20 protein-coding genes and 1 pseudogene are annotated in these 26,671 nt (G+C 66.4%); 14 read left to right on the forward strand and 7 right to left on the reverse strand.

The window, feature by feature from the left end; all coding sequences use genetic code 11:
• Positions 1–74: 74 nt before the first annotated feature.
• Positions 75–1,721, reverse strand: coding sequence for a TIGR02391 family protein (locus tag M1L56_RS07660; RefSeq protein WP_248598769.1), 1,647 nt, complete (start codon positions 1,719–1,721; stop codon positions 75–77).
• Positions 1,722–1,831: 110 nt separating this feature from the next.
• Positions 1,832–2,224, reverse strand: coding sequence for a very short patch repair endonuclease (locus M1L56_RS07665; RefSeq protein ID WP_248598818.1), 393 nt, complete (start codon positions 2,222–2,224; stop codon positions 1,832–1,834).
• Positions 2,225–2,344: 120 nt separating this feature from the next.
• Between M1L56_RS07665 and M1L56_RS07670 the strand changes: the two genes are divergently transcribed.
• From M1L56_RS07670 to brxL, 7 genes are all read left to right on the forward strand, one after another.
• Positions 2,345–3,418: a DNA cytosine methyltransferase gene (locus tag M1L56_RS07670; protein WP_248598770.1), complete on the forward strand. Its 1,074-nt coding sequence runs from the start codon at positions 2,345–2,347 to the stop codon at positions 3,416–3,418.
• A gap of 161 nt (positions 3,419–3,579) precedes the next feature.
• The gene (locus M1L56_RS07675) at positions 3,580–4,344 is read left to right on the forward strand and encodes a hypothetical protein (protein ID WP_248598771.1); all 765 of its coding nucleotides are present in this window, start codon (positions 3,580–3,582) and stop codon (positions 4,342–4,344) included.
• Entirely contained in the window at positions 4,341–4,895 is a 555-nt protein-coding gene (locus M1L56_RS07680) for a BREX protein BrxB domain-containing protein (protein ID WP_248598772.1), read from the forward strand. Before M1L56_RS07675 ends, M1L56_RS07680 begins: the two co-directional genes overlap by 4 nt.
• The gene (brxC, locus tag M1L56_RS07685; protein ID WP_248598773.1) at positions 4,892–8,326 is read left to right on the forward strand and encodes a BREX system P-loop protein BrxC; all 3,435 of its coding nucleotides are present in this window, start codon (positions 4,892–4,894) and stop codon (positions 8,324–8,326) included. Before M1L56_RS07680 ends, brxC begins: the two co-directional genes overlap by 4 nt.
• Positions 8,327–8,339: 13 nt before the next feature.
• Positions 8,340–11,540, forward strand: coding sequence for a BREX-1 system adenine-specific DNA-methyltransferase PglX (locus M1L56_RS07690; RefSeq protein WP_248598774.1), 3,201 nt, complete (start codon positions 8,340–8,342; stop codon positions 11,538–11,540).
• Positions 11,537–13,792, forward strand: coding sequence for a BREX-1 system phosphatase PglZ type B (pglZ, locus tag M1L56_RS07695; RefSeq protein ID WP_248598775.1), 2,256 nt, complete (start codon positions 11,537–11,539; stop codon positions 13,790–13,792). Before M1L56_RS07690 ends, pglZ begins: the two co-directional genes overlap by 4 nt.
• Positions 13,793–13,835: 43 nt before the next feature.
• Positions 13,836–15,884, forward strand: a complete 2,049-nt coding sequence (gene brxL, locus M1L56_RS07700) for a BREX system Lon protease-like protein BrxL (protein WP_248598776.1) — start codon at positions 13,836–13,838, stop codon at positions 15,882–15,884.
• A gap of 102 nt (positions 15,885–15,986) precedes the next feature.
• On the opposite strand, the pseudogene M1L56_RS07705 reads toward brxL, so the two are convergent.
• Positions 15,987–16,509, reverse strand: a pseudogene (locus M1L56_RS07705) (RtcB family protein); the annotation flags it as partial.
• Between the two features lie 120 nt (positions 16,510–16,629).
• Here M1L56_RS07705 and M1L56_RS07710 point away from each other — a divergent pair.
• The 6 genes from M1L56_RS07710 (at position 16,630) to M1L56_RS07735 (ending at position 21,557) form a co-directional block, all read left to right on the forward strand.
• Complete coding sequence (locus M1L56_RS07710) at positions 16,630–17,694, forward strand: NERD domain-containing protein (RefSeq protein ID WP_248598777.1); 1,065 nt, start codon at positions 16,630–16,632, stop codon at positions 17,692–17,694.
• Positions 17,691–18,470, forward strand: coding sequence for a hypothetical protein (locus tag M1L56_RS07715; protein ID WP_248598778.1), 780 nt, complete (start codon positions 17,691–17,693; stop codon positions 18,468–18,470). Before M1L56_RS07710 ends, M1L56_RS07715 begins: the two co-directional genes overlap by 4 nt.
• An 84-nt stretch (positions 18,471–18,554) precedes the next feature.
• The gene (locus M1L56_RS07720) at positions 18,555–19,055 is read left to right on the forward strand and encodes a nucleotidyltransferase family protein (protein WP_248598779.1); all 501 of its coding nucleotides are present in this window, start codon (positions 18,555–18,557) and stop codon (positions 19,053–19,055) included.
• The gene (locus tag M1L56_RS07725) at positions 19,052–19,384 is read left to right on the forward strand and encodes a HepT-like ribonuclease domain-containing protein (protein ID WP_308198832.1); all 333 of its coding nucleotides are present in this window, start codon (positions 19,052–19,054) and stop codon (positions 19,382–19,384) included. Before M1L56_RS07720 ends, M1L56_RS07725 begins: the two co-directional genes overlap by 4 nt.
• Before the next feature lie 260 nt (positions 19,385–19,644).
• Positions 19,645–19,800 (forward strand): hypothetical protein, encoded by a 156-nt coding sequence (locus tag M1L56_RS07730; RefSeq protein ID WP_248598781.1) that lies wholly within the window; start codon positions 19,645–19,647, stop codon positions 19,798–19,800.
• Positions 19,801–19,964: 164 nt separating this feature from the next.
• The gene (locus M1L56_RS07735; protein ID WP_248598782.1) at positions 19,965–21,557 is read left to right on the forward strand and encodes an SLC13 family permease; all 1,593 of its coding nucleotides are present in this window, start codon (positions 19,965–19,967) and stop codon (positions 21,555–21,557) included.
• Positions 21,558–21,596: 39 nt separating this feature from the next.
• Here M1L56_RS07735 and M1L56_RS07740 read toward each other — a convergent pair whose 3' ends face one another.
• The 4 genes from M1L56_RS07740 to M1L56_RS07755 all read right to left on the reverse strand — a co-directional run bounded on the left by M1L56_RS07740 (position 21,597) and on the right by M1L56_RS07755 (position 25,473).
• Positions 21,597–22,178 (reverse strand): dihydrofolate reductase family protein, encoded by a 582-nt coding sequence (locus M1L56_RS07740; protein WP_248598783.1) that lies wholly within the window; start codon positions 22,176–22,178, stop codon positions 21,597–21,599.
• Between the two features lie 52 nt (positions 22,179–22,230).
• Positions 22,231–23,496 (reverse strand): hypothetical protein, encoded by a 1,266-nt coding sequence (locus tag M1L56_RS07745; RefSeq protein ID WP_248598784.1) that lies wholly within the window; start codon positions 23,494–23,496, stop codon positions 22,231–22,233.
• Positions 23,497–23,615: 119 nt separating this feature from the next.
• Complete coding sequence (locus M1L56_RS07750) at positions 23,616–24,971, reverse strand: hypothetical protein (protein ID WP_248598785.1); 1,356 nt, start codon at positions 24,969–24,971, stop codon at positions 23,616–23,618.
• Between the two features lie 67 nt (positions 24,972–25,038).
• On the reverse strand, positions 25,039–25,473 hold the full coding sequence (locus tag M1L56_RS07755; protein ID WP_067945552.1) for a DUF1761 domain-containing protein: 435 nt from the start codon (positions 25,471–25,473) through the stop codon (positions 25,039–25,041).
• Between the two features lie 177 nt (positions 25,474–25,650).
• Between M1L56_RS07755 and ppk2 the strand changes: the two genes are divergently transcribed.
• Positions 25,651–26,484 carry a polyphosphate kinase 2 gene (ppk2, locus tag M1L56_RS07760; RefSeq protein WP_248598786.1) on the forward strand — a complete coding sequence of 278 codons (834 nt, stop codon included), beginning with the start codon at positions 25,651–25,653 and terminating at the stop codon, positions 26,482–26,484.
• Positions 26,485–26,671: the final 187 nt, after the last annotated feature.

The following is a 26,671-nucleotide window of genomic DNA, read 5'->3' on the forward strand; positions in this document are numbered from 1 at the left end:
GGATCATGCACCCGGGTGAGAGGCGGATGCATCGGGGTGGTCCCTGGGAACAGGATCCGACGACGCATGCCGCGCTAACTGCCCGCCGCAAGTCCGCCAGCATCCAGGCGCCTCATCAGGTGAGAAACGATGCTGAGCGCATCGAGACAGTCGTCATTGGTGAACGCACCAGACGATCGAAGCAACTCGATCTCCTCATGGGCCAGAGGGTTACGAAAACCCGCGACCATTCCCATCGACATATGCTTCTGCCCATTCTCCACGTTCTTCTCGGTCTGCTCGGAGAATCCGTGGGTTGCCGCGAGCGATCGAAAGACCCTATACAACCCGGCATCACCGAATGCTGCTCCCAGCATGCTGAAATCGGATTCCTGTTGGGCCCCGGACCGCTCTCGAACACGCTTCACGAATCGCTTCATCGCCTCTTGAACTGCGATGTAGTAATTCCCATCCTCATAGTAGGCACGCGTAACGTCCTGGATGTCAGGGTGGAGGTGGCGCCAGACATACTCGGCGTAGGGCGGCGCGACTTTCTTGACCAGGGCGATGATCTCGCTCTGCTGCACAACACTCATGTCGACTGCATCCGACTCGATAGCGGATACGAGTTCACGAACCGATTCCTGCTCGCGCGATTTGATCGTCCCAACCCATGCTTCTGTAGGTTCACCGATCTTCTTCTCAACCCTCTTGCGTTTCAGCTCGGCGCGACGAACGCGCCACTCTTGGCCCAGCCGGACCATCAACGCTTGGAGCTGACGCCGCAGAGCCTCGGTCTCCGGAGTCTCCCAGTCGATTGCACGGCGGTCTGTGGCGATGACGTCGGGCTCGATGGAATCCAGGTAGTCGATGTCCAAGTAGCCCGAGAGATACGAAAACGCATAGCTGGATTCGGATGCTCCGAAGAACTCTGGCTCATTGGCTAGTCGACCATTCACATATATCGTGATCCCGCGCATGCCGTGGCGAAGAGGCGAGGCAGACGAAACAACCGTGCCGGAAATCGAGCGACTTTTCCCGAACTCATCGCCTTCTGTCCACGCCGAAGGAAACTCCCATACAAACTCGACCTCGACAGCGCTCAGCCGAAGATCCGCCGACAGCGGATGCCGAGCGCCGTCCGGTGCGATCACAGCCACCGCGAAGTCGCTATCCACGTAATTGAACAGCCGGGAGAGGCTGGCGGCGAGTTCCTTGGCATCGATTGCACTCGTGCGCTTGAGCGCACTGAGGAGCACGGAGGTGCCGTGCTCATCCGGGTCTGCATTCGAGCTTGATTCGAACGGCCTGTATTCCCCTTTCGCGTCCATCATCTGGGCGTAGTCGAGCTCGATCGTGGTGCGCTCCGTGGATCCCGCTCGTGTTGACGACACCGTGACGTGGCGTCCTATTCCGAAGAGCGCGAGCTTACCGAGGCCTTTCTTGCCGGACACCTGCCTCCGGCCGCTTTCGGTCAAGGTCGACTCCGTCGTCTGGCGTCGATTACGGCCGATTCTCAGATACTTGTCCGAGATGTCCGTTCTTGACATTCCATGGCCGTCGTCCCTGATCTCGACGGTTCCGTCGGCGCTGATAACGATGTTCACCTGGGAGGCATCGGCGTCGTACGCATTCGCCACGAGTTCGGCTACGGCGTTCGGCAAGTGGGAGTACATCTTCGCGCCGAGATGATCGACCGTCTGTGGGTCGAACCGCAACACGAGCGGGTCAGGCACCGACATATGCCGGACTCCTTCCTTGGGACACATGTCGGAGGCTATTGGGTCGGCGCGACGTGCGAAAGGTGCCGCGCTGAGTTGCCTGCGGGTGCAGAAGGCGACTGGCGCCGCCACTATCGTCGCGATCCCTCCGGACGAGCAGCGTCAACAAGGGCCCGAATCGAGGAAGTGACCTCCGCTACCGGCTCATGCTCCCAGTATCGTGCGACTTTCCACCCGGCTTGCTCGAGCACCTCGTTCGTCTCGCGGTCACGCTCCCGGTTTCGTTGAATCTTCGCGGTCCAGTACGCCGCATTGGCTTTCGGTTGGGTGAAATGGAGAGGGCAGCCGTGCCAGAAGCACCCATCGATGAAGACGGCGAGCTTGGCCCGCGTGAAGGCTATGTCTGCGGTCCTGCGGAGGCTTGGCAGAGGGCGATAGTTGACTCGATAGCGATAGCCACTGGCGAAGAGCGCCTTGCGGACCCGCATCTCAGTGGACGTGTCCCGCCCCCTGTTCCCCTGCATCGATCGGCGCACGCCCGGTGACGAAGCCCAAGACGATTCGCTCACGCCCCTGACGCTACCGCTATTGCTGTGCCGCGAGCCGGCGGATCGTCCTGGGCGGTGGCGTCTACGATCGAGGACGTGACGTCATCTCCGATCCGAGTCCTGGACCTGTTCTCCGGCGCAGGCGGCTTCAGCCAAGGGATGCACGAGGCTTCCTCGAGATTCGTCACGGTCCAAGCAGTCGAGATGGATGTCGCCGCCGCAGCCACGTTCGCTCAGAATTTCCCGAATGCGTCCGTCTTCGTCGGCCCGATCCAGGATTGGCTCGAGACCGACCAGTGGCGGCAGGACTTCGACGTCATCATCGGAGGCCCTCCGTGCCAGGGGTTCTCCACCCTCGGCAAACAGGACGTGGAGGACGAGCGCAACTCCCTTTGGGAGCAGTACGCGGAAACGATTCGCCGCACTCTGCCGTCCATCTTCGTAGTCGAGAACGTGGCCGCATTCTCGAAGTCACCGCAGTTCAAACAGTTCCAGGAAACGCTCCGGGACGACCCGACACTCGGGCAGTACTCGATCGACTGGCGCATACTCAACGCAGCCGACTACGGGTCGCCACAGGCCAGAAAGCGCGCCGTGATGATCGGATATCGCAAGGGTCTCGCGGCGCCTGCCTGGCCCGAGCTCACCCATCAGCGCAACCCGAGGACAGTGGAGCATGCGTTCGCCGGCATACCGCATACCCCGGCGAAATCTAGTGGGCTCCCGCAAAGAAGGATTGAGTTCGCGGGTGTCGAACTCTTGGGACCGTATTCCGGTTCAGAACTGCACTTCGGGCGCGACTACACGAACTTGTCACTCGAGCGTTTCGCGTCGATTCCGCCCGGCGGCAATCGGTTCGATCTTCCCGAGCACCTCAAGGCGCCATGTTGGCGAACACACACCAGCGGGTCAGGCGACGTCATGGGCCGCCTTCATTGGGACCGACCGTCGGTGACGGTGCGAACTGAGTTCTTCAAGCCGGAGAAGGGACGGTATCTCCACCCTGCCGCCGATCGCGCCATCACGCACCACGAAGCTGCCGTACTTCAGGGGTTCCCAAACACCTTCAAGTTCGTCGGGTCGAAGACCGCGATCGCTCGACAAATCGGAAATGCAGTCCCGATACCTCTCGGGCGGGCGATCGCGACGTCGATCGCGGCTGTTCTATGAGCTCGGACCCACTAGATCCGACACGGGCAGGTGGCCCCGTCGTCATCGATTTGTTTTCGGTCGCGGCGCGACCGATCACGCTGTCCGAGGTGCACGGCATTATGGTGACGTCCGGTTCGGGTCGATCCGCGGCCGGACCCGCCTGACGATAGGACCCGATGATGAGTTTCGACGACCACGACATCGTCGAGGGTTCCACCCCCGGCGGGGCGAATACGAGCGGCTCGATGCTACTTCCGCTGCTCAGATCGCTGCTGTCTTCCACCCCCGACACGGCGACGCTGGCCGACTACGAGCGCCAAGCAGTCGAGCACAACGTACTCGGCCGCGACACGTTCGAGGGTCGAAGGCGCTCATTCAGAGCGCTTCGTGAGATGTACCTACTCGACCCAGAGCGCGTTCTGTTCCGCGCGCTTCGAGACCTTTGGACCGAAGACCCGGCGGCGCAGCCGCTGCTCGCCGGTCTCAGCGTGCTGGCGCGAGACAGCGTGTTCCGCGCCACCGCGCCGGTTGTGATCGGCGCCCGCGAGGGTGACGTCATTTCGAACGCCAGGATGGCTGACGCACTCATCGCAGCGTTTCCCGGCTATAGCCGCGCGAGCGCCGAGAAGATCGGGCGGAATACCGCGGCGTCGTGGAGTCAGACGGGGCATCTGGTCGGTCGAACGAACAAGACGCGCGCACTGGTGATGGCGACTCCGGTCTCGCTCACCTACGCGATGCTCCTCGGGTACCTTCAAGGTCGTCGCGGCCGCCCCGTGCTCGACTCGCCCTGGGTGGATTTCCTGGACATTTCTCCCTCGGAACGAGAAGCACTGGCGCTAGACGCGGCCCGCAAGGGTTACGTCGAGTACCGATCAGGCGGCGAAGTCGTCGAGGTCGGTTTCCGACACCTCCTTCGACCGATGACAGGCACGCACGCATGACCGATCTCGAGAATCTCGTCGCGAATTATGGCCGCCAATCCGGAACTCCTTGGGCCACAAACCTCGCGCCGGCTCAGCGCTGTTGGATGATCGTCTATCCGCCGATGGATGAGCGCCGCTTGCGGGCACGTATGCAGGCGTTCCAGAACGCGACGCATGACGCCGGCAAGTCATGGCAACTGATCGACATCACCGACGAGCCCGGGCGATGGATAGGCAACCATCCCTTCGCGAAGCGGTACTTCGCGAAGCCTGAACTGTTGTCGCCGGCCGCGCTGGACGAGTTCCGCGCTCAGCTCGTCGTCCGGATCCTCGACCAGGCGACGACGGCATCAAACCCTGACGCAGTGGTCGCATTGCTGGGGGTGGGGTCGCTGTTCGGTTTCGCTGAAACAAGCTGGTTGTTGAACGAGCTCGCTCCGCACATCGCCGGGCGTCTCGCGGTCTTCTTTCCAGGGGAATATCGCAACAGCAACTATCGACTGCTCGAAGCGCGTGAAGGATGGAATTACCTCGCGCTTCCCATCACGACAAGCGAGGAGCACGCATGACCAAGAACTGGGAGCTCTTTGCGGAGGACCCCCGCGTCAGCACCATCCCCAACCTGGGTGTGGCGAAAGTGGGCGACGAAGCGGACGACGCCGCGATCAACACGCTGCGATACGAACTCCGGAGTTTCGTCTGCGACGGAGCCTACGAGAGGGGTTTGGATCTCATTCTCGACTCCTATCTGAAGAACGTGGGTTCCCAGCAGCCGGCGGCATGGGTCAGCGGGTTCTATGGCAGCGGGAAGTCGCATCTCGTCAAGGTGCTCGAGCATCTGTGGAGCAACGCACAGCTGCCCGACGGTTCGACGCCGCGCGGCCTTGTTCAGGGCATAGAGATGATCGAGCCGTACCTCATCGAGCTGGACACTCTTGGGCGTCGCAACGGGGGGCGACTCGCAGCCGCCGGCAGCCTGCTGAATGGGCCGAAGGACATCAACACCGCTTTCGCCACGATCCTCCTCAAGGCGGCCGGGCTTCCGACGGACATCGCAGCAGCGCGATGTGTTCTCTGGATGGCCGAGGAGGGGATCCTCCACGACGTCATGGAGTTTGTCAGCGACGAAGGTCGCGAGTGGAACCACGTCCTGGCGAACATGTACGTCTCCGAACTCGCTGAGGCGATCCTGGCTATCAAGCCTGACTGGGCCTCGGGTCCGGACATGGCTCGCGATCAGCTTTGGCGGCAGTTCCACTCATCCGAGTCGCTCGCTCTTCCGGCCCTGCTCGACCTCGTCGACGCCGTCCTGACCTCTGTCAGCGATGCTCCCGGCCGCCTCCCCGCCACTCTGGTGGTGCTCGACGAAATGCAGGCTTTCATCGGGGACGACGCTGGGCGCGCGGGCGAGGTTCAGGGGCTCATTGAGGCGTGTTCGAGCAGGTTCGGAGGTCTCCTCCTCATCGTCGCCACCGGGCAATCAGATCTTGGTGCGACCGCCACGCTGCAGAAGCTCATCGACCGCTTCGCAGTCCGGCAACAGCTCTCGGACGCGGACGTCGACCACGTCATCCGACAGGTGGTGCTGCGGAAGCGTGCAGATCGCGTCGCGGATCTCACTGCAATCCTCGATGCGAATGCCGGCGAGATCGATCGGCAACTGGGAGGCGCGGTCATCGCACCTGCGTCGACCGACGCAGACGATCTCGTCGCCGACTACCCGGTGCTTCCGAGTCGAAGGCGCTTCTGGGAGCGGGCGCTCCAGGCCATCGACCGCGGGGGGCGGGCGGGCCAGCTCCGCACTCAGCTTAAGGTCGTGCACGAGGCGCTGAGAAAGGTCGCCGAGGACGACATCGGCACCGTTGTACCTGCCGACTTCCTCTATGGCGAGCAAGAGTCCGGTATGATCACTTCCAATGTCCTGCTGCGCGAAGTGAGTGACCTCATCACTTCGGAGCAGAGCAACGGCCCGGACGGCCCACTGCGGAGCCGCATCCTGGCGCTGGTGTTCCTGATCTCCCGGCTTTCACGGGAGGGCTTCGCCGACACCGGCGTTCGATCGACCCCAGACCACATCGCTGACCTACTCGTCGACGACCTGAGTTCCTCCGGCCAGACTCTTCGGAAGCGCGTTCCGGTCCTGCTCGAACAGCTCAGGTCGGAGTCCAAGCTCAGTCTCGTCGACGACGAGTATGTCCTCCAGTCCAAGACCGGGCAGGAGTGGAACCAGGACTATCGGAACCGTGTGGCCGGGTACAAGGCCGATCTTGCGCGCGTGTCGATGGATCGTGAGACGCTCGTCCGCGAGGAGCTTCAGCGATTGATCCCCCGAAACCTCTCGCACGGCGAGTCGAAGACGTCGCGCTCGATCAGCGTGCAGTTCGGCACGAATCCGCCCACGCCCGCTGATGACATCCCCGTGTGGGTGCGTACCGGATGGGAGACCAGCGAGACGGAGTACCAGGACACTGCCGCCGCCGCACCCACCGACTCACCGGTGGTGTACGTGTTCGTGCCGAAGATCGCCGGGGACGAACTGACGAATGCACTCGCCAGTCACGCAGCGGGATCAGACACGATCAACCAGCGCCCGAACCCGACGACAAGCGAAGGCCAAGAAGCGAAGAAGGCGATCCATTCGATCGTTGCTGCCGCGGATGCTGAGATCAAGCGATTGATGGCGGGACTGGTGCGACGGGCCATCGTGCGCCAAGCAGGGGGCACACTCGTTACTGCGCAGAGCCTAAGCATGGCCATTGAGACCGCCGCGCACAAGTCCCTCGACCGCCTCTACCCGAAGTACTCGATCGCTGACGCGAAGAATTGGCACCTCGTTCTCGCGCACGCGGTTGCCGGCAAGCCGGACGCGCTCAGCGCCGTCGGATACTCGGCCGAACCAGCCGAGAACGCGGTATGCAAAGAAGTGCTTGCGGGCATCCCCGCGGCGGGGACCACGGGTGGGGAGATCCGCAAGAGACTTTCCGCATCGCCGTTCGGATGGCCTCGCGACGCGGTGGATGGGGCACTCGCCATCCTCGTCCTCGCCGGGAATATCGCCGCTCAGTTCAACGGGGCCGACATCGCGGCATCCGAGCTCAAGGCGACGTCCATCGGGAAGACCGTGTTCCGGAGAGAAGCAGTCACCCTCGACATGAGCACACGACTGAAGGCTCGGGGAGTGCTCACGGCGCTCGGCCTCCAGGTGACGCCGAATGAAGAGGCTCCGGCATGCAGCGGTCTGATCACCACCCTCGATGTCCTGATGCGCTCGGCGGGGGGCGACAAGCCGCTTCCTCCGCCGATGACCTCAGAAATCCTCGGCGAACTGAAATCGCGATCTGGCGCCGAACTCGTGCTGTACGTCGCCACGCATGATGGCGAGATCAAGCAACTCGCGCATGACGCGACGGACCGCGGGACGCGCAAGGACAAGGCTCTGAAGGCGTTCGGCATGGCCGAATCGCTCGTTGCACACTTGCCCGCGTCGCATGATTTCCGCCATCAGCTGGCCGCGGTCGCCGAGAATCGTAGCCTCCTCGAGATTCCGGATCCCGTCGGCCCGATCGTCGCCGCCGCGGCCGCCGAGTTGCGGGACGTGATCGGAGCAAAATTCACGATGTACGCCACGGCCGTCGCCGATGCGACTGCAGAACTGCAGGCGGACATCGCGTGGAAGGAGCTCACCGACGCCCAGGCCGCGAGCATCCTGCGCGAGACGAGCCTCGTGGCCCATGAAATGCCTTCGCTCGGTACGACGGATGAGGTCCTCGCAGCCCTGTCCGCGAGGCCGCTCCCGTCGTGGGACGACCTCTTCGCCGCGTTGCCTGCACGTGTTGGAAAGGCCCGTGATCTCGCCGTCAGAGTCTTGGAACCCGACGCCGTGACGATCTCGCTTCCAAAGGCGACACTCAAAAACAGCGACGATATCGAGGCCTACATGGATCGGCTCCGTGCGCTTCTCACAGCGGCCGTCGCCGAGCACAAGTCGATCGTGATCTAAGGAGCATCAAACAGTGTCGGTGTTGTCGTCTGGGTTGCGTTCGGTGCTTGAGCGGGCGGTCGGTGAGGGTCGGGTCGCGGCTGAGGTTGGTGCGCGTTCGGCGTTGGCCCGGTTGGGTGTCGCGGATGCCGTGGCACCGTCGTTCCTGTCGGCCGAGGAGGTCGGGCTGCGCGAGGGCCTGCTGGCGCGGGCGATGCAGCTGGGTGATCCTCGCTCCGGGGCGTCGGTCGAGGACGCGGTCCCACTGCTGGTCGGGGAGGTCGCGTACGAGCAATGGCACCGGTTGTTGTTCGCCCGGTTCCTGGCGGTCAACAATCTGCTGATGCATCCCGAGTACGGCGCCCCGGTGTCCCTGCGGGACTGCGAGGATCTGGCCGGGTCGATAGGAGAGCCGGACGGGTGGGCGGTCGCGGCACGGTTCGCGTCGCAGATCCTGCCGGGGATCTTCCGTTTGGATGACCCGGCGGTGCTGGTGCCGCTCGCACCGGAAGACCGATTGGCATTGGAGAAGATCGTCACCGGCCTGCCTGAGGAAGTCTTCACCGCAGACGACGCGCTGGGGTGGGTGTACCAGTACTGGCAGTCCAAGCAGAAGAAGCAGGTCAACGACTCGGGTCGGAAGATCGGCGGCGCCGACATCAGCCCGGTGACGCAGCTGTTCACCGAGGACTACATGGTGCGGTTCTTGCTGGAGAACTCCCTCGGCGCCTGGTGGGCCGCCCGGCACCCCCACTCGCCGCTGATCGCCGAATGGGAGTATCTCCGATTCGACGACGAGGGCACTCCCGCCGCGGGGTCCTTCGACGGCTGGCCGAACACCGTCGACCAGGTCACGGTCATGGACCCGTGCTGCGGGTCGGGGCACTTCCTGGTCGCCGCGTTCGGGATGATGTGGCGGATGCGCGCCGAAGCCGAAGGGAGGGCCCCGGCCGACGCGCAGGACGCGGTGCTCCGGGACAACCTGTTCGGTCTGGAACTGGATCCGCGCTGCACCCAGATCGCGATGTTCAACCTCGCCCTGGAGGCATGGAAGCAAGGCGGATACCGTGAACTGCCCGTGCCGAACGTGGCGTGCTCGGGCATCCCCGCCAAAGCACCCCTGCACGAATGGACCGTCCTCGCCGACGGCGACGTGAAACTCGAGACCGCCCTCACCCGACTCCACGAACTGTTCAAAGACGCCGACACCCTCGGCTCCCTCATCGACCCCCGCCGCGCCGCCGAACAAGACGACCTATTCACCGTCGACTGGGACACCGTCGCACCGCTCCTCGAACGCGCCCTCGCGAACGAAACCCACACCGACCCCGCCGCCGCCGTATTCGGCCACGCAGCCGCCGGCATCGCCCACGCCGCCGACCTCCTCTCCCGCACCTACACCCTCATCGCAACCAACGTTCCCTATCTGGGAATTACTCGCTACTCCTCCCTGCTACGCGAGTACTTGTTCGAACAACACTTCATTGGCCGCCATGACCTTGGGTACGCAATGGTCAACCGTTGGGGGCCACTGGCAGATGAATCGAGAGCATCCTGTGCGGTCGTAAGCCCGGCTGAGTGGATGACCGGGCCAAGCATCTCCGCGCTTCGGCGCAAGTGGCTCGAGAGCCTTGGCATTACGTTACTGGCCCGCCTCGGGTACTCGGCATTCCAGACCGGACTACGCGCGAATCCATCGCTGCTTGTCGCGGGGTCAAGACGGAATAGCACCCTTCACTACATTGATGTGATCGGCGCAACAAGCTTCGCCGAAGTCAGCAACTCCGTCCGCCACACGACGGCTGCCGTCATGTCCGTCGACGAGCAGCTCCGGCATCCGGGGCACATCATCTCCGCGGCGGAATATGCAGGACTCCAGACCATCGGCGAAGTCGCATCGTGCACCTTTGGGCTGGGCGTCGGTGACTTCAATCGCTTCGAGCGAGCATTCTGGGAACTTCCCGAATTCGGCGACGACTGGGAGTTCCTACAGACAAGCCCCACCGCGTCCGAACCTTACGGAGGCCGCGAGCTTGTGATTCTCTGGGAACGCGAGTCTGGTTCCCTTGCCCGGCTGGCTGAGAGTGTTCGGCACCTCAACCATAAAGCACAACAATGGAGAAGCGGGAAGCCGGTTTGGGGTAAAGTCGGCGTCGTTCTGAGCCGCATGGGTGGGATCAAGTTCTCTCTCTACACCGGTGAACGCTTCAGCGAGCGAGTCATGGCGCTAGTGCCGCACGATCCGACCTTGGTACCGGCACTGTGGGCATTTGCGTCGTCTGGAGAACTTGAAGTTGGCATCCGACAGGCGACAAAAAATCTGTCAGTCTCGCCTCGTTCTGTGAAGTACGTCCCGTTTGATGTGGAGCATTGGCGGAAGGTCGCTGCGGAGCAGTATCCGGATGGCCTTCCGGAGCCGCATTCGGATGATCCGACGCAGTGGCTGTTCAAGGGGGTCGTGGCAGGCTCGACGGAGCCGTTGCAGGTCGCGGTGGCCCGGTTGCTCGGGTTCTCCTGGCCCGATCAGGAACCCGATGCGTTGGACGGACTGGCGGACAAGGACGGGATCGTGTGCCTGCCGCCGATCGCGGGTGAGGCATCCGCGGCGGAACGACTGCGTGCTCTTCTGTCGACCGCGTACGGCGAGGACTGGTCCACCGCGAAGCTGGACGAACTGCTCACCGCCGCCGGCGGAAAGCCGGGCGATCTCGACGGATGGCTGCGCGACGGATTCTTCAAGCACCACACCAAGGTCTTTCAGAACCGCCCGTTCATCTGGCACGTCTGGGACGGCCGCGCCGACGGGTTCTCCGCCCTGGTCAACTATCACCGCCTGGACCGCAAGACGCTCGAGAAGCTGACCTACACCACCCTCGGCTGGTGGATCCAGAAGCAGAAGGACGACGCTACCAACGAACTCCCCGGCGCCGCCGCACGGCTGGCCGCCGCGGAGCAGCTCAAGGCCAAACTCGAACTCATCCTCGAAGGCGAACCACCCTACGACATCTACGTCCGCTGGAAGAGCCTCGCCGAACAACCCATCGGGTGGGATCCCGACCTCGACGACGGCGTCCGGATGAACATCCGACCCCTCGTCGAAGCGGGCATCCTCCGCAACAAGTTCACCATCAACTGGAACAAAGACCGTGGCGCCAACCCCGACGGCACCCAACGCCACAACGACCTCCACCACACCAACACCCAAAAACGGCAAGCACGCGGAGAGGACGCATGATGCTCACGTTCGCGGAGTCAGTGCATCAGTCCATCCTTCGAGCTCGCAACTACAACCCGGCCGACGAGATCCCACCCGCTGCGATCCTCTGGCCCGACCCGATTCAGGCGTGGAAGCCGGTCGTATCGCACCTCCGCCGAGCAGGGGCGGCCATCCTCACCCTCGATGAGTACTCCGAGGAGCTATCGCGAGGACCAGCGATCTGGATCCGATCTCAGCTGGCTGCAGCGTCCGAAGACGACATGCCGAGGATCGTTTACCTGCCTGGGAAGGATCGAGCAACATTCCGCGCGCTGGAGGACTGCCCTCCGATGCTCCGCCCCATCGCCGAAGTGCAGTTCCGCAGCAACTGGTGGGCGGAAAGCGACAACGCGGCGTGGACTCCGGCCTCATACATCCGAAGTCTCGGAGTCCGCGTCTTGTCCGATGCCGCTACCGCCGGGGCCTTGTCAATCGCTCTGGGTGAACTCGCGATCGTCCCGATCGAATCACTCATTGACCGACGCCTTGTCGACGCCGACTACTTGAACGGCCTCCTTCTCCCAGATCCGACGAAGGCGCTCCTGAAGTGGATGGATTCAGAGGGTGGCGTGGAGAACACTCCCGAGTGGAAGGCTTTCGCCAGCACCTGCAAGAAGGACTTCGGCATCGACCCGACGAAAGACGGCCCGCTCACCGCCGTTGCCCGCCTGGGAGACCGGGAGGACAAATGGGCGCAGGTGTGGGCACGGTTCTCCGAGGCACCCTCCGGGTACCCGCGGATCATCGAGCGACTGCGACAAGCTCGCGACAGTGTTCTCGTGGCCATCCACCCTGATTCGTGGCCACAAGACAACGAGGCTGCCGAAGCCGCACTCGCCTCCAAACTGAAGGACACGAGCGGCCTGGGGACGAGTAACGAAGTGCGAGCTGAGGTTCTCGCACTCGAACGAGAGCATGCGATCCGACGAGAATCGATCTGGGCGCAACTCGGACGCGCGCCGCTCGCCGTGGCAATCGGGCACCTTGCGAAGCTCGCAGAAGATACCGACACCACGGTCACCGCTGGATCTGTCGCTGAATTGCGGGACTGGTACATCTCTCGGGGCTTCCGCGCCGACGATCTCGTACTCTCCGCAATCGCCGCGGCCCCCGAGGGTCCCCGCCGAACGGCGGTTGCCGGCGTGATCAACGCGATGTACCGCGGCTGGAGCGACAGCACGGCGCGCAGGTGGCAAGGGTTGCTCATTGATGAGGGCACCGCCAGCGACACCGGACTGCAGCTCGGCGTCGGAGAGTGCGCTCTCTTCGTCGACGGTCTTCGTTTCGACGTCGGACGTCGGCTCGAGTCGGTTCTCGAGTCTCGCGGCGCAGCTGTCGAACTCCGCACCAGGCTCGCACCATTTCCCTCCATGACCGCATCCGGGAAGCCGGCCGTCGCTCCATTGGCGTCCAGTCCACACGGGGGCACGAACTTCGTGCCCGAGTTGAACGGCAAGCCCATGGACGCCGCCGGTCTTCGCTCCTCAATGGATTGGAACGGCGTGATCGCATTCCGGGACACAGAGTTCGGTGATCCCTCAGGAAGAGGTTGGACCGAAGCCGCTGACTTGGATGCACTGGGCCACAAGGTCGATCTGAAACTGGCCGACCACGTGGACGGCGAAGTGGCCGAGATCGCCGGCCGGGTTGAATCCCTCCTGGCCGCGGGCTGGACCGCCGTGCACGTGGTCACAGACCACGGCTGGCTGCTGATCCCCGGGGGTCTCCCAGTCGTATCCATCCCCGTGGCACAGACGATCATCAGGAAGTCCCGGTGTGCGCAGCTCGCAGAGCACGCTGGAAGCGTCGACCAGCCCGTATATCCCTGGACCTGGGACCCCGCGATTCGAGTTGCAGTCCCCCAAGGTGTCGCGGCGTTCGAGGCGGGCAAGGTCTACGACCACGGCGGAGTGAGTCCGCAAGAATCAATCACTCCGCATCTGATCGTCAGGCAGGGATCGGTCGGAGCGACCGTGAGGATCGAGGACGCAATCTGGAAGGGCCTTCGATGTCGAATCAGCGGGGAGGGTGCGGACCCAGGTCTGATGATCGATATGAGACTGAGGCCAGCTGATGCGAGCACGTCCATCGTCTCTTCGAAGCCATGGTCGGCGGACGGCACTGCTCTCCTCGTAGAGGACGATAGCCTCATCGGCTCGACCGTCCAGCTCGTGATCCTCGATGAATCCGGTCAGGTCATCGCCCAGGCTTCAACTGTCGTCGGCGGTTGAATCCGCTCCGGTTGCCGGATCCGCAGACCATAGATTGGACTTCATGCAAGCACTCGATGATCTCGACCGTGTGGCTGCGAGTGCGTTCGATGGCTTCATCGTCCGCAAGGATCTCGCGCAGAAGTTCAAAGGTGCTTACCCGGTTCCGACATACGTCGGCGAATTCCTGCTCGGGCGATACTGCGCAACGACCGACGAAGATGAGATCTCTGAGGGCCTGACCGTCGTCGAGCGTCTACTCCGTGACCGCACCGTCCGAGCCGGCGAGGAGGAGCTGTTCAAGTCGCGCGCTCGCGAGCTCGGCGCCATCAAGGTCATCGATCTCATCCAGGCCAAGCTGGACGCGAAAGCGAACGCGTACGTTGCAACGCTCCCGAGCCTCATGCTCACCGGTGTCCGAATCGACGACACGCTGGTTGCGAACAATGAGCGAATGCTCACCGGCGGGTTCTATGCGGAGATCGACCTCGAATATGACTCGGGCATCGCGGGCGAGACGTCCGGTAGACCGTTCGGAGTTGCAGGCCTCCGTCCGATCCAGCTCTCCACGAAGTCAGCGATTCAGACTCTTGCCGAGGGCCGCGCCGCCTTCACTACGACCGACTGGAAGCGGCTGCTCCTCCGGAGCGTCGGCTTCGAACCCTCTCGACTGACCGAGCGCCAACAAGACATCCTCTTGATGCGCATGATCCCGTTCGTCGTGAAGAACTTCAACATGGTCGAACTGGGACCGCGTGGCACAGGCAAATCCCACCTCTTTCAGCAGATATCGCCGCACTCGCACCTGATCTCAGGCGGCAAAGCGACAGTGGCACGCATGTTCGTGAACAATGCCACTGGACAACGAGGTCTCGTCGCCCAGCACGATGTCGTCTGTTTCGACGAGATCTCCGGGGTGTCCTTCGATCAGAAGGACGGGGTCAACATCATGAAGGGTTACATGGAGTCGGGCGAGTTCAGCCGCGGGCGCGAGAGCATCCGTGCGGACGGCTCGATCGTTCTCGTCGGCAACTTCGATGTCGACGTCGTGCACCAGCAACGCGTCGGGCATCTCCTCTCCCCCCTCCCCCCGGAGATGAGGGATGACACCGCATTCATGGACCGCCTCCATGCGTACCTGCCGGGCTGGGACGTCCCGAAACTCAATCCGACATACTTCACGGACCATTTCGGGCTGGTCAGCGATTTCCTGTCCGAGTGCTGGTCCCAACTCCGCTCTCAGAGCCGGTTGGCGAAGATCCAAGGTCGGATCCACCTGGGGGACGCACTCAGCGGTCGCGACACCACCGCGGTGTTCAAGACCATCGACGGGTTGCTGAAACTTCTCTACCCGAATCCCGAAACCGAGATCTCGGACGAGGACATCGTGTGGGCCGCCGAGCTGGCACTCGAATGCCGGCGGCGGGTGAAGGAGCAGCAACGGCGCATCGGTTCAGCGGAGTTCCGCAACACCCAGTTCGGATACCGCGTGGGCGAGGATGGCATTGAGAAGTTCATCGTCACTCCGGAACTCCAGAGCCCCGACACCATCGGCCTCGACCCACTCCCCCCGGGTCAGATATGGGGGATGAGCCCCGCCGCTGGCGGTGAACCGAGTGGCCTGTACCGCATCGACGTCACCGAGGGCCCTGGAAGCAGTGTGCGAATCGTCAACCGGCCGACCCCGGCAGCCCTTCGCGAGAGCGTGCAGGTCGCCGAACAGAACCTGGTTGGCCAATCTCGTGGCCTCGTCGGGGACAAGTCACCACGAGAGCACGAGTTCAACGTTCAAGTGCGAGCGCTTGACGCGTCAAAATCAGGCGCTTCCCTTGGCCTGCCGATACTCCTCGCGCTCTGCAGTTCGCTTCTCCAGCGCAGTATCAAGGGGGGCCTAATCGCCGTCGGAAACCTCACGTTGGGCGGAGGTGTCGAAACCGTGATGAACGCCGCCGAGCTGGCCGAGCTCGCGATGGAGAAGGGAGCCGAGACACTTCTGCTGCCGGTATCCGCACGCAAGCAGCTGTTCGAGGTGAGCGACGAGGTGGCCACGAAGCTCTCCTTCGTGTTCTACTCCGACGCTGTCGACGCTCTCGTCAAGTCGCTCGCTGACTAGTCCAGCAGGCGCGGCTCGACCCGTGCCGCGGCCCGCGCTCACCTGCCTCCGAGCGGGCGCGAGCCGCGGCATCCGTCACCCCTTCAATAAGCGAGCAACCCCTCAGTCCCCCTTCACGTTCACCACCGGCCGCAGCCTATGCCGCACCCGCACGAGCGACGCGGCATCCGCCATCACCCGGTCGATCGGCTTGTACGCCGCCGGGATCTCGTCGATGAACGCGTCGGTGTCGCGGAACTCGATGCTGGCCATTGCCTCCCGCAGCTGATCCTGCGCGAGGGTCCGCCGGGCGGCGGAGCGCGAGTACGTCCGGCCCGCACCGTGCGGCGAGGAATTCAGCGACATCCGATCACGCAGGCCCTGGGACCACGTACGACACGGTGCCCATCGAACCCGGGATCGGGCCCGACCGGCCGGCATCGGCCTGGATGGCGCCCTTCCGCGACACCCACACCCGCTTGCCGAAGTGCTCCTCGCTCTCGGTGAAGTTGTGGTGGCAGTTGATCCGCTCCCGCTCCTCCACCGGCGCGCCGACCCACACCGAGGCCTGCCGGATGACCCGGTCCATCATCTCCTCCCGGTTCAGCAGCGCGAAGTGCTGCGCCCACCGCAGCTCCGCGATGTACGGCGAGACGGCGGTCGCGACGACCTTGCGGTTCGCGTGGCCGGAACGTGGCACCAGCCGCCCGAATGCGCCGTGATCTGGGGGCAGCGAGACACACCTCAAGGTGGCTACCGTGACCGAATGTCCCCTACGACACCGGACGCTGAGCGATCGCGTCGAGCCGTCACACCCCCGCCTGCACCGAAGGGGTGGTACGTCGACTGGGAAGCAGAGCAGTGGCGCTGGTGGTCCGGGAATTCGTGGACCGAGCACGTACACCCGCGTCATCCCGATGCGCTCGAGACGTACCTCCCGGAAGGTGCGACTGAGACCCGCCTGACGACGGACCTGCGCGGCCGACTCCCGGCACAATCCCTGCTCGAACACCTCGCCGCATCGGACGCCGGCACCGTCGGCACCGCCTCACCTGTGGAGGAACTCCGCTCGTGGTACACCGGCGCGGTCGGCGAGCGGCATGTCGGATGGCTGCTCGAGCAGCTCGGCCCGGAGTGGACCGTGCTCCATTCCGTACCGGTGGGCACGGACGGGAGTGACATCGATCATGTGATCGTCGGTCCGCCGGGGGCATTCACGGTCAACACGAAGCACCATGCCGGCAAGTCGATCTGGGTGGCGGGCAACGTTCTGCAGGTGAACGGCCAGTACCAGCCGTACATCCGCAACGCTGTTCACGAGGCACGGCGTGCCCGACAGCTCCTGGGTCGGGAAAGCGGGCTGACCGTGGAGGTGACGGGAATCATCGTGCTCGTCGGCGCACGTCAGCTGACGATCAAGCAGGAGCCTGATCCGAGCGACGTGCGGATCCGAGTCGTTCGCGACGCTGAACTCCTCGGCGCACTGCAGCAGCGCAGGGCGTACAGCGACGCCCAGGTGCAGCGCATCGTCGAAGCTGCCGTGCGGCCGCAGACGTGGAGTTCACGCCGGCTCGTCGCTTCCGACCCGGCGGCATTGCTCACCGCGTTCTCCTCGCTCGAGCAGCGTCTGAACCAGAGTCGTGCGACGAGCGGATCGCGGCCCCGTGTCAGGCCGGCCGCAGCCGCTCGCCCGTCGCGCACCGCACCGTCCGCCAGCAGTACGAGCCGACGCCGGAAGCTCTGGGTCGAACTCGTTCGGACCGCACTGCTCGTCAGCGCCGCGATCATCGGGCTGAACTACCTCGCGGGCAATCTCGGAGGCGGGCAGTGACATCCGAAGCCGAGGTTCCGAGCCCCGAAGAGTCGATCGCGGTGCTCCACCGTCTGCTCGGCATCTGGCACGCACGTGACGGTGGCGCGAGCATTCCGTGGCTCGATGGGACTCCGATGCCCGGCGTGGCGATCCACGTGCAGGTCGAGCACATCGCCGAACTGACCGCCTCGGTCATCGAGCTGATCCGCAGCGACATCTACCTGTCCACTGCTCCACTCATCAGGCTCAGCCTCGAGTGCGCGGTCAACGCGGTCTGGTGGGCAAGGGATCCTTCGGGGGTTCGCGCTTCGATCCATGAGGCGGCTCGCCACAGCCGTCATCTTGCGAAGGCGATGACGCGCCTGCGACCGGACGCTCCCGCGGACACGGCAGCGATCGATCGGATCCTCAGTGCCAACGCCGACTTCGTGAAGATGGAGGCCCGAGTGTTCGAGCGCCGATGCAGGGCGATTCCCGATGGTCAGCGCCTCTACACGTATTACCGAATTCTCTCCGAGGCATCCCACGGTGGCGTGCCTCTCCTCAGCGAGTACTCCAGAAAGATCCCTGCGACGGTGTCCAACCCTGAGGGCATCGCGCTCGTCCAGCGGCCGCACTACCACCACCTCGAGTTCGCGCTCGGGGCGCAGGTGATCAGCTTCGCGTTGGGGCTCGCCGCGTGGGATTCGGTGCTTCCGTCGCATCCGGATGAGACGGAGCTCTACGAGCTCGCCGACTCGATCGGGCTCGGTGGGATGTTGCGTGGAGCGACCGGGCGAGCCGCGACGGCGTAGCTCTCCGTCCGTGCGGCGATACGAATTCGTGAGTTCAAGGCTGTATATCGGTACCGGATGGTACTCTGGTACCAAGGTATTCAGATGACGACATTCACCCCGATCAAGATTGATCCGGCCACCGACCGACTGGTCAGCGACGCTGCGCACGTGCTCGGAAGAACGAAGAAGGACATCGTCGCCGTCGCCGTCCGTGAGTTCATCGAGGCGCACCAAACGGAGCTGGCTGCCGGCGTCACCGCGACGGCCGATCGCTTGGCGAGGCCCCGTACGGAGCCGCCCCGCACACGCCTCCGCACGCTGCGCTCCCGGCTCAACGCGAATCGCGAAGAACTCGTCGCCGCGCTCGAGGAGCTGGGCGCCTCGAACGTCCGCGTCTTCGGGAGCGTCGCCCGCGGTGACGAGTCGCCGACCAGCGACGTCGACCTGCTCGTCGACCTGGCCGACGACGTCGGTATGTTCGGTCTCGGCACGATGCGCAGCACGGCCGAGCGGATCCTCGACGCCCCGGTCGACATCGTCCCGGCGTCGAGCCTGAAAGCGGATGTCGCTGAGATCGTGCTGCACGAAGCGAGACCCGTGTGAGCCGCTCGTCCCGCGCGCGCCTCGGCGACATCCTGGCCGCGTGCGCCGCAATCGAGGACTACAGCGCCCGATCAGACGACGATCCGATCGTGTTCGACGCGATCCGCATCCGTCTCGTCGAGATCGGAGAAGCCGTCAAGGACCTCGGCGCTTCCGTCACCTCGGCCGAGCCCGACATCCCCTGGGCCGAGATCGTCCGAATGCGGGACCAACTCGCGCACCGCTACTTCGACACCGCGCACAGCATCGTCATGACGACCGCGCGCAGCGACATCCCTCGCCTGAAGGCTGCGGTCGAGCGTTTCCTCGGCGCCGAGCAGGGCGGATAGACCACAGGAGCGCGATCGCGTCGGCCCAGCGCAGGCGAACCGCATGGGCGCTCGCGGTGATGGCTGGGGTGATGCTCGCGGCCATCGAAGGCTACCCTGCCTGGTCGGATGCCGTGGGCGGGCTGTTCGCGGTCTGACCGTGCGAACACCCACGGTGTCGGTCGCGCCCGCGAGAATGACCGCATGACTTCGGTCGCGAACCCGTTTCCGCACCCACCCTGCCCACCCGGGCGGGAGTGGTACGGGAACGGATCGAGTACATGGCACATTCGCCTCATCGCCGCCGCAAGGGCTGCACGCTCTGCAAGCCGCACCAGTGGCGCGGGCAGGGTCAGGCGCGCAAGGCGCCCTTCGCGGTGAACCGTCGGATCGGCGCGAAGCGCCGCTGGAAGCGGCACGACACCGACGAGCGCTGATCACCGGTAGTCGCCCCGCGGACCGACGCGGGGCGACCCCCTCCGATGCGTGGGCGGATCGTCGCGAGCGCGATGCCGTCGGCCCGACGCCGACGCGTGCCTCAGAGGATCCCCTGCGCAGAATCCCCGGTGCGGCCACCGCCCGCGCCGACTAGCGTCGAGGCATGGTCGACCCGATCGTCGCGACGTTCATCATCCTGGGGCTCGCGATGCTCGGGTTCGTGAGCGGCCGGATCCCCATCGCGCTCGTCGCCGTCGGCGTGGCGCTCGCGCTATGGGCGACCGGCGTGATCACCCTCCCCCAGGCGCTCGCCGGCTTCGGCGATCCGACGGTCATCTTCATCGCGACGCTGTTCGTCGTAAGCGAGGCACTCGACGCGACGGGCGTGACCGCGTGGGCGGGCCAACAGGTGATCGGCCGGGCCGGCACCGGCCGACGGCAGCTCACCGTCGTCATCGCCCTGATGGTGGCCGTGTTGAGCGCCTTCATCAGCCTGAACGGCGCCGTGGCCGCGCTGCTGCCCGTGGTCGTCGTGGTCGCCCTCAACGCGGGCATCGCCCCGTCGCGCCTGCTCATCCCGCTCGCCTTCTCGTCTCACGCCGGATCCCTGCTCGCCCTGACCGGCACCCCGGTGAACGTGCTCGTGTCGGATGCCGCTGCAGGAGCCGGCGGCAGGGCATTCGGGTACTTCGAGTTCGCGTTGGCCGGCCTCCCGCTGCTCGCGCTCAGCATCGCGATCCTCGTCGCGTTCGGCGACCGGCTGCTGCCCGACCGGAAGGCCGACCAGCTCACCGACACCGCTCCCGCCGATCCCGACGCCATGGCTCGCGAGTTCCGCCGCAGCTACGACGTGAGCCTCGACACCGGCACCTTCTACACGCCCGACGAGGGGGTCGCCGAGGTGATGATCACCCCGCGCTCGGTGTACATCGGCCGCAAGGTGTTCCCGGGCATGACGACCCTGCGCGAGAACCTGGTGATCATCGCGGTCAAGCGGAACGGCGAACGCCATCCGACGGCAACCGAGAAGGACGACCCGGAAGCGCTGCGCGCCGGCGACTCGCTGCTCGTGCGCGGTCCGTGGGATGCCCTCGAGCGGTACGTGCGACTCCCCGGCGTCATCCCGGTCACCGAGCCGCAGTCGCTGCGCCGGGCCGTGCCGCTCGGGCGCGGCGCGCGGCGCGCCATCGCCGTGCTCGGCGCCATGGTCGTACTGCTCGCCTCGGGACTCGTGCCGCCCGTCGTCGCGGGCCTGGTCGCGGCGGGTGCGCTCGTGCTCCTGCGCGTGCTCGACCTGCCGCAGGTGTGGCGGTCGATCCAGTGGAGCACGGTCGTGCTCATCGCCGGGCTGATCCCCCTGTCGACCGCGTTCATCGAGACCGGCGCCGCCGAGCTCGTGGCCGGCGCGCTGCTCCAGCTCGTCGGCACGGCGAGTCCGCATCTCGCGCTGCTGGCGATCTGCCTGCTCACCCTCGCGCTCGGGCAGGTGATCAGCAACACCGCGACGGTGCTCGTCATGATCCCGATCGCCGTCTCGGTCGCCGCCACCCTGGATGCCTCGGTGCAGCCGTTCATGATGGCGCTGACCGTCGTCGGCGCGGCCGCCTTCTTCACGCCGATCGCGACGCCCGTGAACCTCATGGTGATGGAGCCCGGCGGGTACCGCTTCGGCGACTACTGGCGCCTCGGCATCCCGCTCGCGCTGGCCTACGTGGTCGTCGCGGTGCTGTGGGTCCCGCTCATCTGGCCGTTCTGACCCCGGGACGCCGCGCGGCCGAGCGAGTGCTCGAACCGGTCAACGGCGCACCCGATAGCGCAGGTGCAGCACCCGGTCGCCCCGGATCACCACGTCGGGATCCTCCAACAGGTGCTGCGCCTCGACCGACCCGAAGTAGCGCTTGCCGGACCCGAACACGACGGGCGCGACATCCATTCGCACCTCGTCGACCAGGCCCGCGGCAAGCACCTGGCCGCCCACGTCGCCGGCAGCCACCTCGACCACGCGGTCACCCGCGAGCTCCTGCGCCTTCGCCACGGCCGCCCCGATGCCGTCGACGAAGTGGAACGGCGCCTCGGCATCCCACGCCTCGGGCGGCGGCCGGTGCGTCACGACGATCACGTGGTCGATCCCGCTCGGCGGCGTCCCGTCCCAGCCGTCCGTCAGGTCGAAGACGTGGCGGCCGGCGATCGTCACCCCGATCTCGTCCCAGTACGGCCGGACGTAGTCGAACGATGCCTGCGACACCGTCAATACGCCGCTCTCGTCCAACGGCACGTCGCCGCTGGTCAACCAGTCGAACAGCGGACCGGGCTGGTCGTGCTCGTCCGCGATGAAGCCGTCCACCGACACCGAGGCGTACATGACCACCTTGCCCACGGGATCCTCCTCTGGTTCGGGGTGGGAGATCGATCGGGCCGACCGCACCGGGTCAGGACGCCGCAGGGAGCCGACTCTGCGAGCGGAACGCGTCGATGTCGCGCCGTGCCAGCTGCACGGCCTCGCTCGCGAGGGACGCGACCCGCTGCGCCATCGCGAGCAGCCGCGCGCCGTGGTCCGCGTCGATCGCGGCGACGGTCTCGGTGGGGCTGCCGAGGCAGTGAGCCAGGTCGATCCGGGTGCGCTCCGACTCGGCCAGACGCGCCAGGGCCTCGGCGCCGATCCAGCCGGGGTGGCCGGCGATCGCGTCGCGGGCGGCGTCGAGCCGGTGGTCGGCGTCCTCGATCGCGTGGTGCATGTGGTGCGCGCCGCGCACGGGGCGCACGGGCTGAGTCGGGCGGCTCGCGCGCTCGCGGACCGATGCCAGCGCGGCATCCAGCGCCGCCCGCGCCTCGCGCACCCGGTTCAGGTGGGCGAACGGGTCGGTGTTGACGCCGGCGCCAGGGAGGTCGGCGAGCGCCGCTTGCAGCTCGGCGATCGCCTCGGCGACCCTGCGGGCGTGCGGCTCGACGGGCGCCGCGGCAAGCTCCCGGCGCGCGCCCTCGACGGTCGTGGCCAGCGCGGCCTCCGCCCGGAGCAGCTCGACCTCGAAGTCGTCCACGGCGTCGAGCAGGGTCGCGGCGCTACGCACCGAGGCAGCGGATGCCTCGAGCGCGACGCTCGCCGGCTCGAACTGTCCGGCGGCCCGCCGCCGCACGGCGACCCCGAGGCTGTGCTCGGCGAACCCGATCAGCTGCTCGGCCTCGGCCGGGTTCGCCGCGACCGGCGCGAGCGCCTCGCGGGCGTAGCGGACGGCGAGCCGGCCGATCGTGTCGCGCGCGTGCGGGATGCGGACGCGCAGGCGCTCCGCGTCGGCCCGCACGCCGGCGAAGACCTCGGGTGCGCGCCGCACGCGTGCGACCCGGTCGGCGAGCGCGGCGGCCTGCTGGTCGAGCACCTCCTCGACCTCGGCGCACAACTCGACCACCCGCGCGGCGCGGGTGCGCACCTCGTCGGCCGTGCCGGGGACCGCGTCACCGTTGCGGCGGTTCAGCCGGAACGCCTCGTTCAGCCGAACTCGCGCGGCGACGAGCGCCTCGCCGAGCGGCGCGGTCGCGTCGGCCCCGAGCTCCGCCTCGGCGAAGGCGAGCTCCTCGGCGGCGGCGCGGATGCGCTCATCGGCGGCGAACAGGGCCGATGCGGCCCGCTTCGCCGGAGCGGCGTCGCGGACCTCGAGTTCACGCGCCTCGCGGAGGCGCCGGAACCGGAATCCGGCCATAGTCCATGGTAGGCGCGCTGATCTGGGCGCGCCATGGAAGTCGGCGTGCCGATCGCGAAGCCAGACCAGAGGCAGCGGATGCGGCGCACAGGCCACGCGGCATCCGCTCGCCGTCGACGTCAGTCGAAGATGCCGTCGAGGATGCTGCCGATGACGAGGCCGCCGAGGATGCCGCCCATCATGTCGCCGCCGCCGCCGCGACGCCCGCCGCCCCAGCCCTGACCGGGGCCGCCCCACTGGTCGGGCCCCTGCGGCCGCGACGAGTCGATGTCGCGCCGCGCGAGCTGCAGGGCCTCGCCCGCGAGGTACGCGGCACGGCGGGCCATGCCCATCGCCTGCTCGCGGTGGTCCTCGTCGATCATGGTGGCGGTCGCCGCGGGCGTGCCGAGGAAGTGGTCGAGGTCGAGGCGGATGCGCTCGGCCTCGGCGAGCCGGGTGCGGGCGTCGGCGCCGATCCATCCGCGGTGCCCGGCGATGACGTCGCGGGCGACGGCGAGCTGCCGGTCGGCGTCGTCGATGGCGTGGTGCACGTGGTCGAGCGGCGGGATGGGGCGCGCCGCGCGTTCGCGAGCGGCGGCGATCGCGGCATCCAGCCCCGAATTCGCCTCGCGCAGGCGATCGAGGTGCGTGAACGGGTCGGTGTTGACGCCCGCCGGCGGCAGGTTCGCGAGGGCCGCCTGCAGCTCGGCGATGGCCTTCGCGACGCCGGGATTGTGCGGCTCCCTCAGCGCGACGGCGATGTCGCCGCGGGAGTCCTCGACGATCGCCGCGAGCGTCGACTCGGCCCGCAGCGCCTCGACCTCGAAGGTCTCCACGGCGTCGAGCAGGGTCGCGGCGCGCCGCACCGATTCAGCGGATGCCTCGAGCGCGAGGTTCGCCTGCTCCCGCTGCCCCGCCGCACGCCGCCGCTCGGCGACGCCAACGCCGTGCTCGGCGAAGCCGAGGAGCTGCTCGGCCTCGGCCGGGTTCGCCTCGACCTGGGCGAGCGCCTCGGGCGCGTAGCGGGCCGCGAGCCGGTCGACGGTCTCGCGGGCCTGCGGGATGCGCTCGCGGAGGAGCGTGACATCCCCACGGATGCCGGCGATGATCTCGGGAGCTCGCCGGGCCCGTGCGATGCGCTCGGCGAGCGCGGAGGTCTGGTCGTCGAGCACGTCCTCGGCCCACTCGCACAGCTGCACGATGCGCGCGTTGCGCGTGCGCAGCTCTTCGCGGGTGTCGGGGATCTCGTCGTGGTTCAGCTGGTGCAGGTGGAACGCCTCGCTGAGGTGCGTGCGGACGGTCGTGAGCGCCTGGGTCAGCGGCTTCGTCGCGTCGGCGCCGAGCTCGGCCTCGGCGAACACGAGCTCGTCGGAGGTCACACGGATGCGCTCATCGGCGGCGACCAGGGCGGACCGGGCGCGCTTGGCCAGGTCGGCGTCCTGCGCGTCGAGCTCCTGCTGCTCTTCCCGTTTGCGCTTGCCCCAGAACCCGGCCATGTGACGATCCTACGGTCGGCGGAGCGGGGGCTGCTGGGAGGGCGCTGCCTGAAGCGGCGGACCGCGGCTAGACCGTGCCCTCCGGCGGCCACACCCCGATGATGAGGCCCATCACGGCCACCGTGACGAGCTCGTGCCCGATGTTCATCGTGGTGAGCGCCGAGGGCCGGCCTTCGAACGCGTCGTGCGTGATGAACCGCGCCGCGGTGAAGCCCGCCCACAGGATGAACGCGGTGAACATCGCCGCCATCAGGTAGCTGCCGCCGTAGAAGTGCCACGCGATCGTCGACGCGCCCGCGAGCACCCACGCGGTCACGAAGCTGACGAGCACGGTGACCACGATCGGGCCGACGGCGCTCGAACCCGGCCGGTCCATGTCGACGTTCGCGAGCTTCGACCAGCGCGTGCCGAACACGCCCTTCGCGTACCAGATCGTGCCGACGACCATGCTCGACAGCGTCGCCAGCAGCACCGCCCAGTAGTTGATCTCGGGAACCGTCATCTCCGCCTCCTCGCCGCGACCGAGGCCGCTTGCCCAGGCGCTGCAGTCCGCAGCGCACGAGGTGTTGCTGGCCGCGAGCGTACTCCTCCCGCGGTGCTCGTGGGGGCGCAGCGCGCCGGATGCCGCGTGCCGCGCCGTGCCGCGGCATCCGCTCTAGGCTCTGGTCAGGGGTGCCCGATGACCAGACGGATGCCGAAGGCGCTGTACGAGCGCGAACTGCGCGCCTTGCAGGCGCAGCTCGTCGACATGCAGGCGTGGGTGCAGCAGACCGGCGCCCGGGTCGTGGTGATCTTCGAGGGGCGGGATGCCGCGGGCAAGGGCTCCGCGATCAAGCGCGTCAGCGAGTACCTGAATCCGCGCGTCACCCGCATCGTCGCGCTGCCCACGCCGAGCGAGCGCGACAAGACCCGGTGGTACTTCCAGCGGTACGTGCCGCACCTGCCGGCGGCGGGCGAGATGGTGCTCATGGACCGCTCCTGGTACAACCGCGCCGGCGTCGAACGCGTCATGGGGTACTGCACGAACGAGGAGTACCAGCGGTTCCTTCGGCAGGCGCCGATCTTCGAGCGGATGCTGGTCGAAGACGGCATCATCCTGCTGAAGTACTGGTTCAGCGTGTCCGACGTGGTGCAGGAGGAGCGGTTCCGCTCGCGGCTCGAGGACCCGATGCGGCGCTGGAAGCTCAGCCCCAACGACGTGATGTCGATCACGAAGTGGGAGGACTACTCGCGCGCGAAGGACACCATGTTCGTGCACACCGACATCGCCGAGGCACCCTGGTACGAGGTCGAGAGCGACGACAAGCGCGCCTCGCGGATCAACATGATCTCCCACCTGCTCTCGAAGGTGCCGTGGGAGCCCGTCGAGTGGGAGCCGATCGTGATCCCGCCGCGGCCGCCTGCCGGTGGGTACGAGCGCCCGCCCCGGGCGTGGACGAACTCGGTGCCGGATGTCGCGGCCGAGCTCGTGCGGCGGCACGCGGCGGGCGGTGCGAGCGGCGCTGGCAGCTGACGCGCTGCCCTGCGCTGCCGCCCGCTAACGGTCCGCTTCGGCGACCGGCATCCGGCATCCGGCATCCGGCATCCGGCATCCGGCATCCGGCATCCGGCATCCGGCATCCGGCATCCGAGCAGGGTCTCGCCCGCGATCTCGGTACCGAAGTACCGAAGTACCGGACCACCGCGCCGACGCGACTCGT

Source organism: Agromyces sp. C10, assembly GCF_023217995.1.
GTDB lineage: Bacteria > Actinomycetota > Actinomycetes > Actinomycetales > Microbacteriaceae > Agromyces > Agromyces indicus.

Excerpts from the sequence above, each read along its gene's own strand:
- M1L56_RS07660 (WP_248598769.1), bottom strand. The coding sequence starts at position 1,721 with ATGTCGGTGCCTGACCCGCTCGTGTTGCGGTTCGACCCACAGACGGTC.
- M1L56_RS07665 (WP_248598818.1), bottom strand. The coding sequence starts at position 2,224 with ATGCAGGGGAACAGGGGGCGGGACACGTCCACTGAGATGCGGGTCCGC.
- M1L56_RS07675 (WP_248598771.1), top strand. The coding sequence starts at position 3,580 with ATGAGTTTCGACGACCACGACATCGTCGAGGGTTCCACCCCCGGCGGG.
- M1L56_RS07680 (WP_248598772.1), top strand. The coding sequence starts at position 4,341 with ATGACCGATCTCGAGAATCTCGTCGCGAATTATGGCCGCCAATCCGGA.
- brxC (WP_248598773.1), top strand. The coding sequence starts at position 4,892 with ATGACCAAGAACTGGGAGCTCTTTGCGGAGGACCCCCGCGTCAGCACC.
- pglZ (WP_248598775.1), top strand. The coding sequence starts at position 11,537 with ATGATGCTCACGTTCGCGGAGTCAGTGCATCAGTCCATCCTTCGAGCT.
- brxL (WP_248598776.1), top strand. The coding sequence starts at position 13,836 with ATGCAAGCACTCGATGATCTCGACCGTGTGGCTGCGAGTGCGTTCGAT.
- M1L56_RS07710 (WP_248598777.1), top strand. The coding sequence starts at position 16,630 with ATGTCCCCTACGACACCGGACGCTGAGCGATCGCGTCGAGCCGTCACA.
- M1L56_RS07720 (WP_248598779.1), top strand. The coding sequence starts at position 18,555 with ATGACGACATTCACCCCGATCAAGATTGATCCGGCCACCGACCGACTG.
- M1L56_RS07730 (WP_248598781.1), top strand. The coding sequence starts at position 19,645 with ATGGCACATTCGCCTCATCGCCGCCGCAAGGGCTGCACGCTCTGCAAG.
- M1L56_RS07735 (WP_248598782.1), top strand. The coding sequence starts at position 19,965 with ATGGTCGACCCGATCGTCGCGACGTTCATCATCCTGGGGCTCGCGATG.
- M1L56_RS07745 (WP_248598784.1), bottom strand. The coding sequence starts at position 23,496 with ATGGCCGGATTCCGGTTCCGGCGCCTCCGCGAGGCGCGTGAACTCGAG.
- M1L56_RS07750 (WP_248598785.1), bottom strand. The coding sequence starts at position 24,971 with ATGGCCGGGTTCTGGGGCAAGCGCAAACGGGAAGAGCAGCAGGAGCTC.
- M1L56_RS07755 (WP_067945552.1), bottom strand. The coding sequence starts at position 25,473 with ATGACGGTTCCCGAGATCAACTACTGGGCGGTGCTGCTGGCGACGCTG.
- ppk2 (WP_248598786.1), top strand. The coding sequence starts at position 25,651 with ATGACCAGACGGATGCCGAAGGCGCTGTACGAGCGCGAACTGCGCGCC.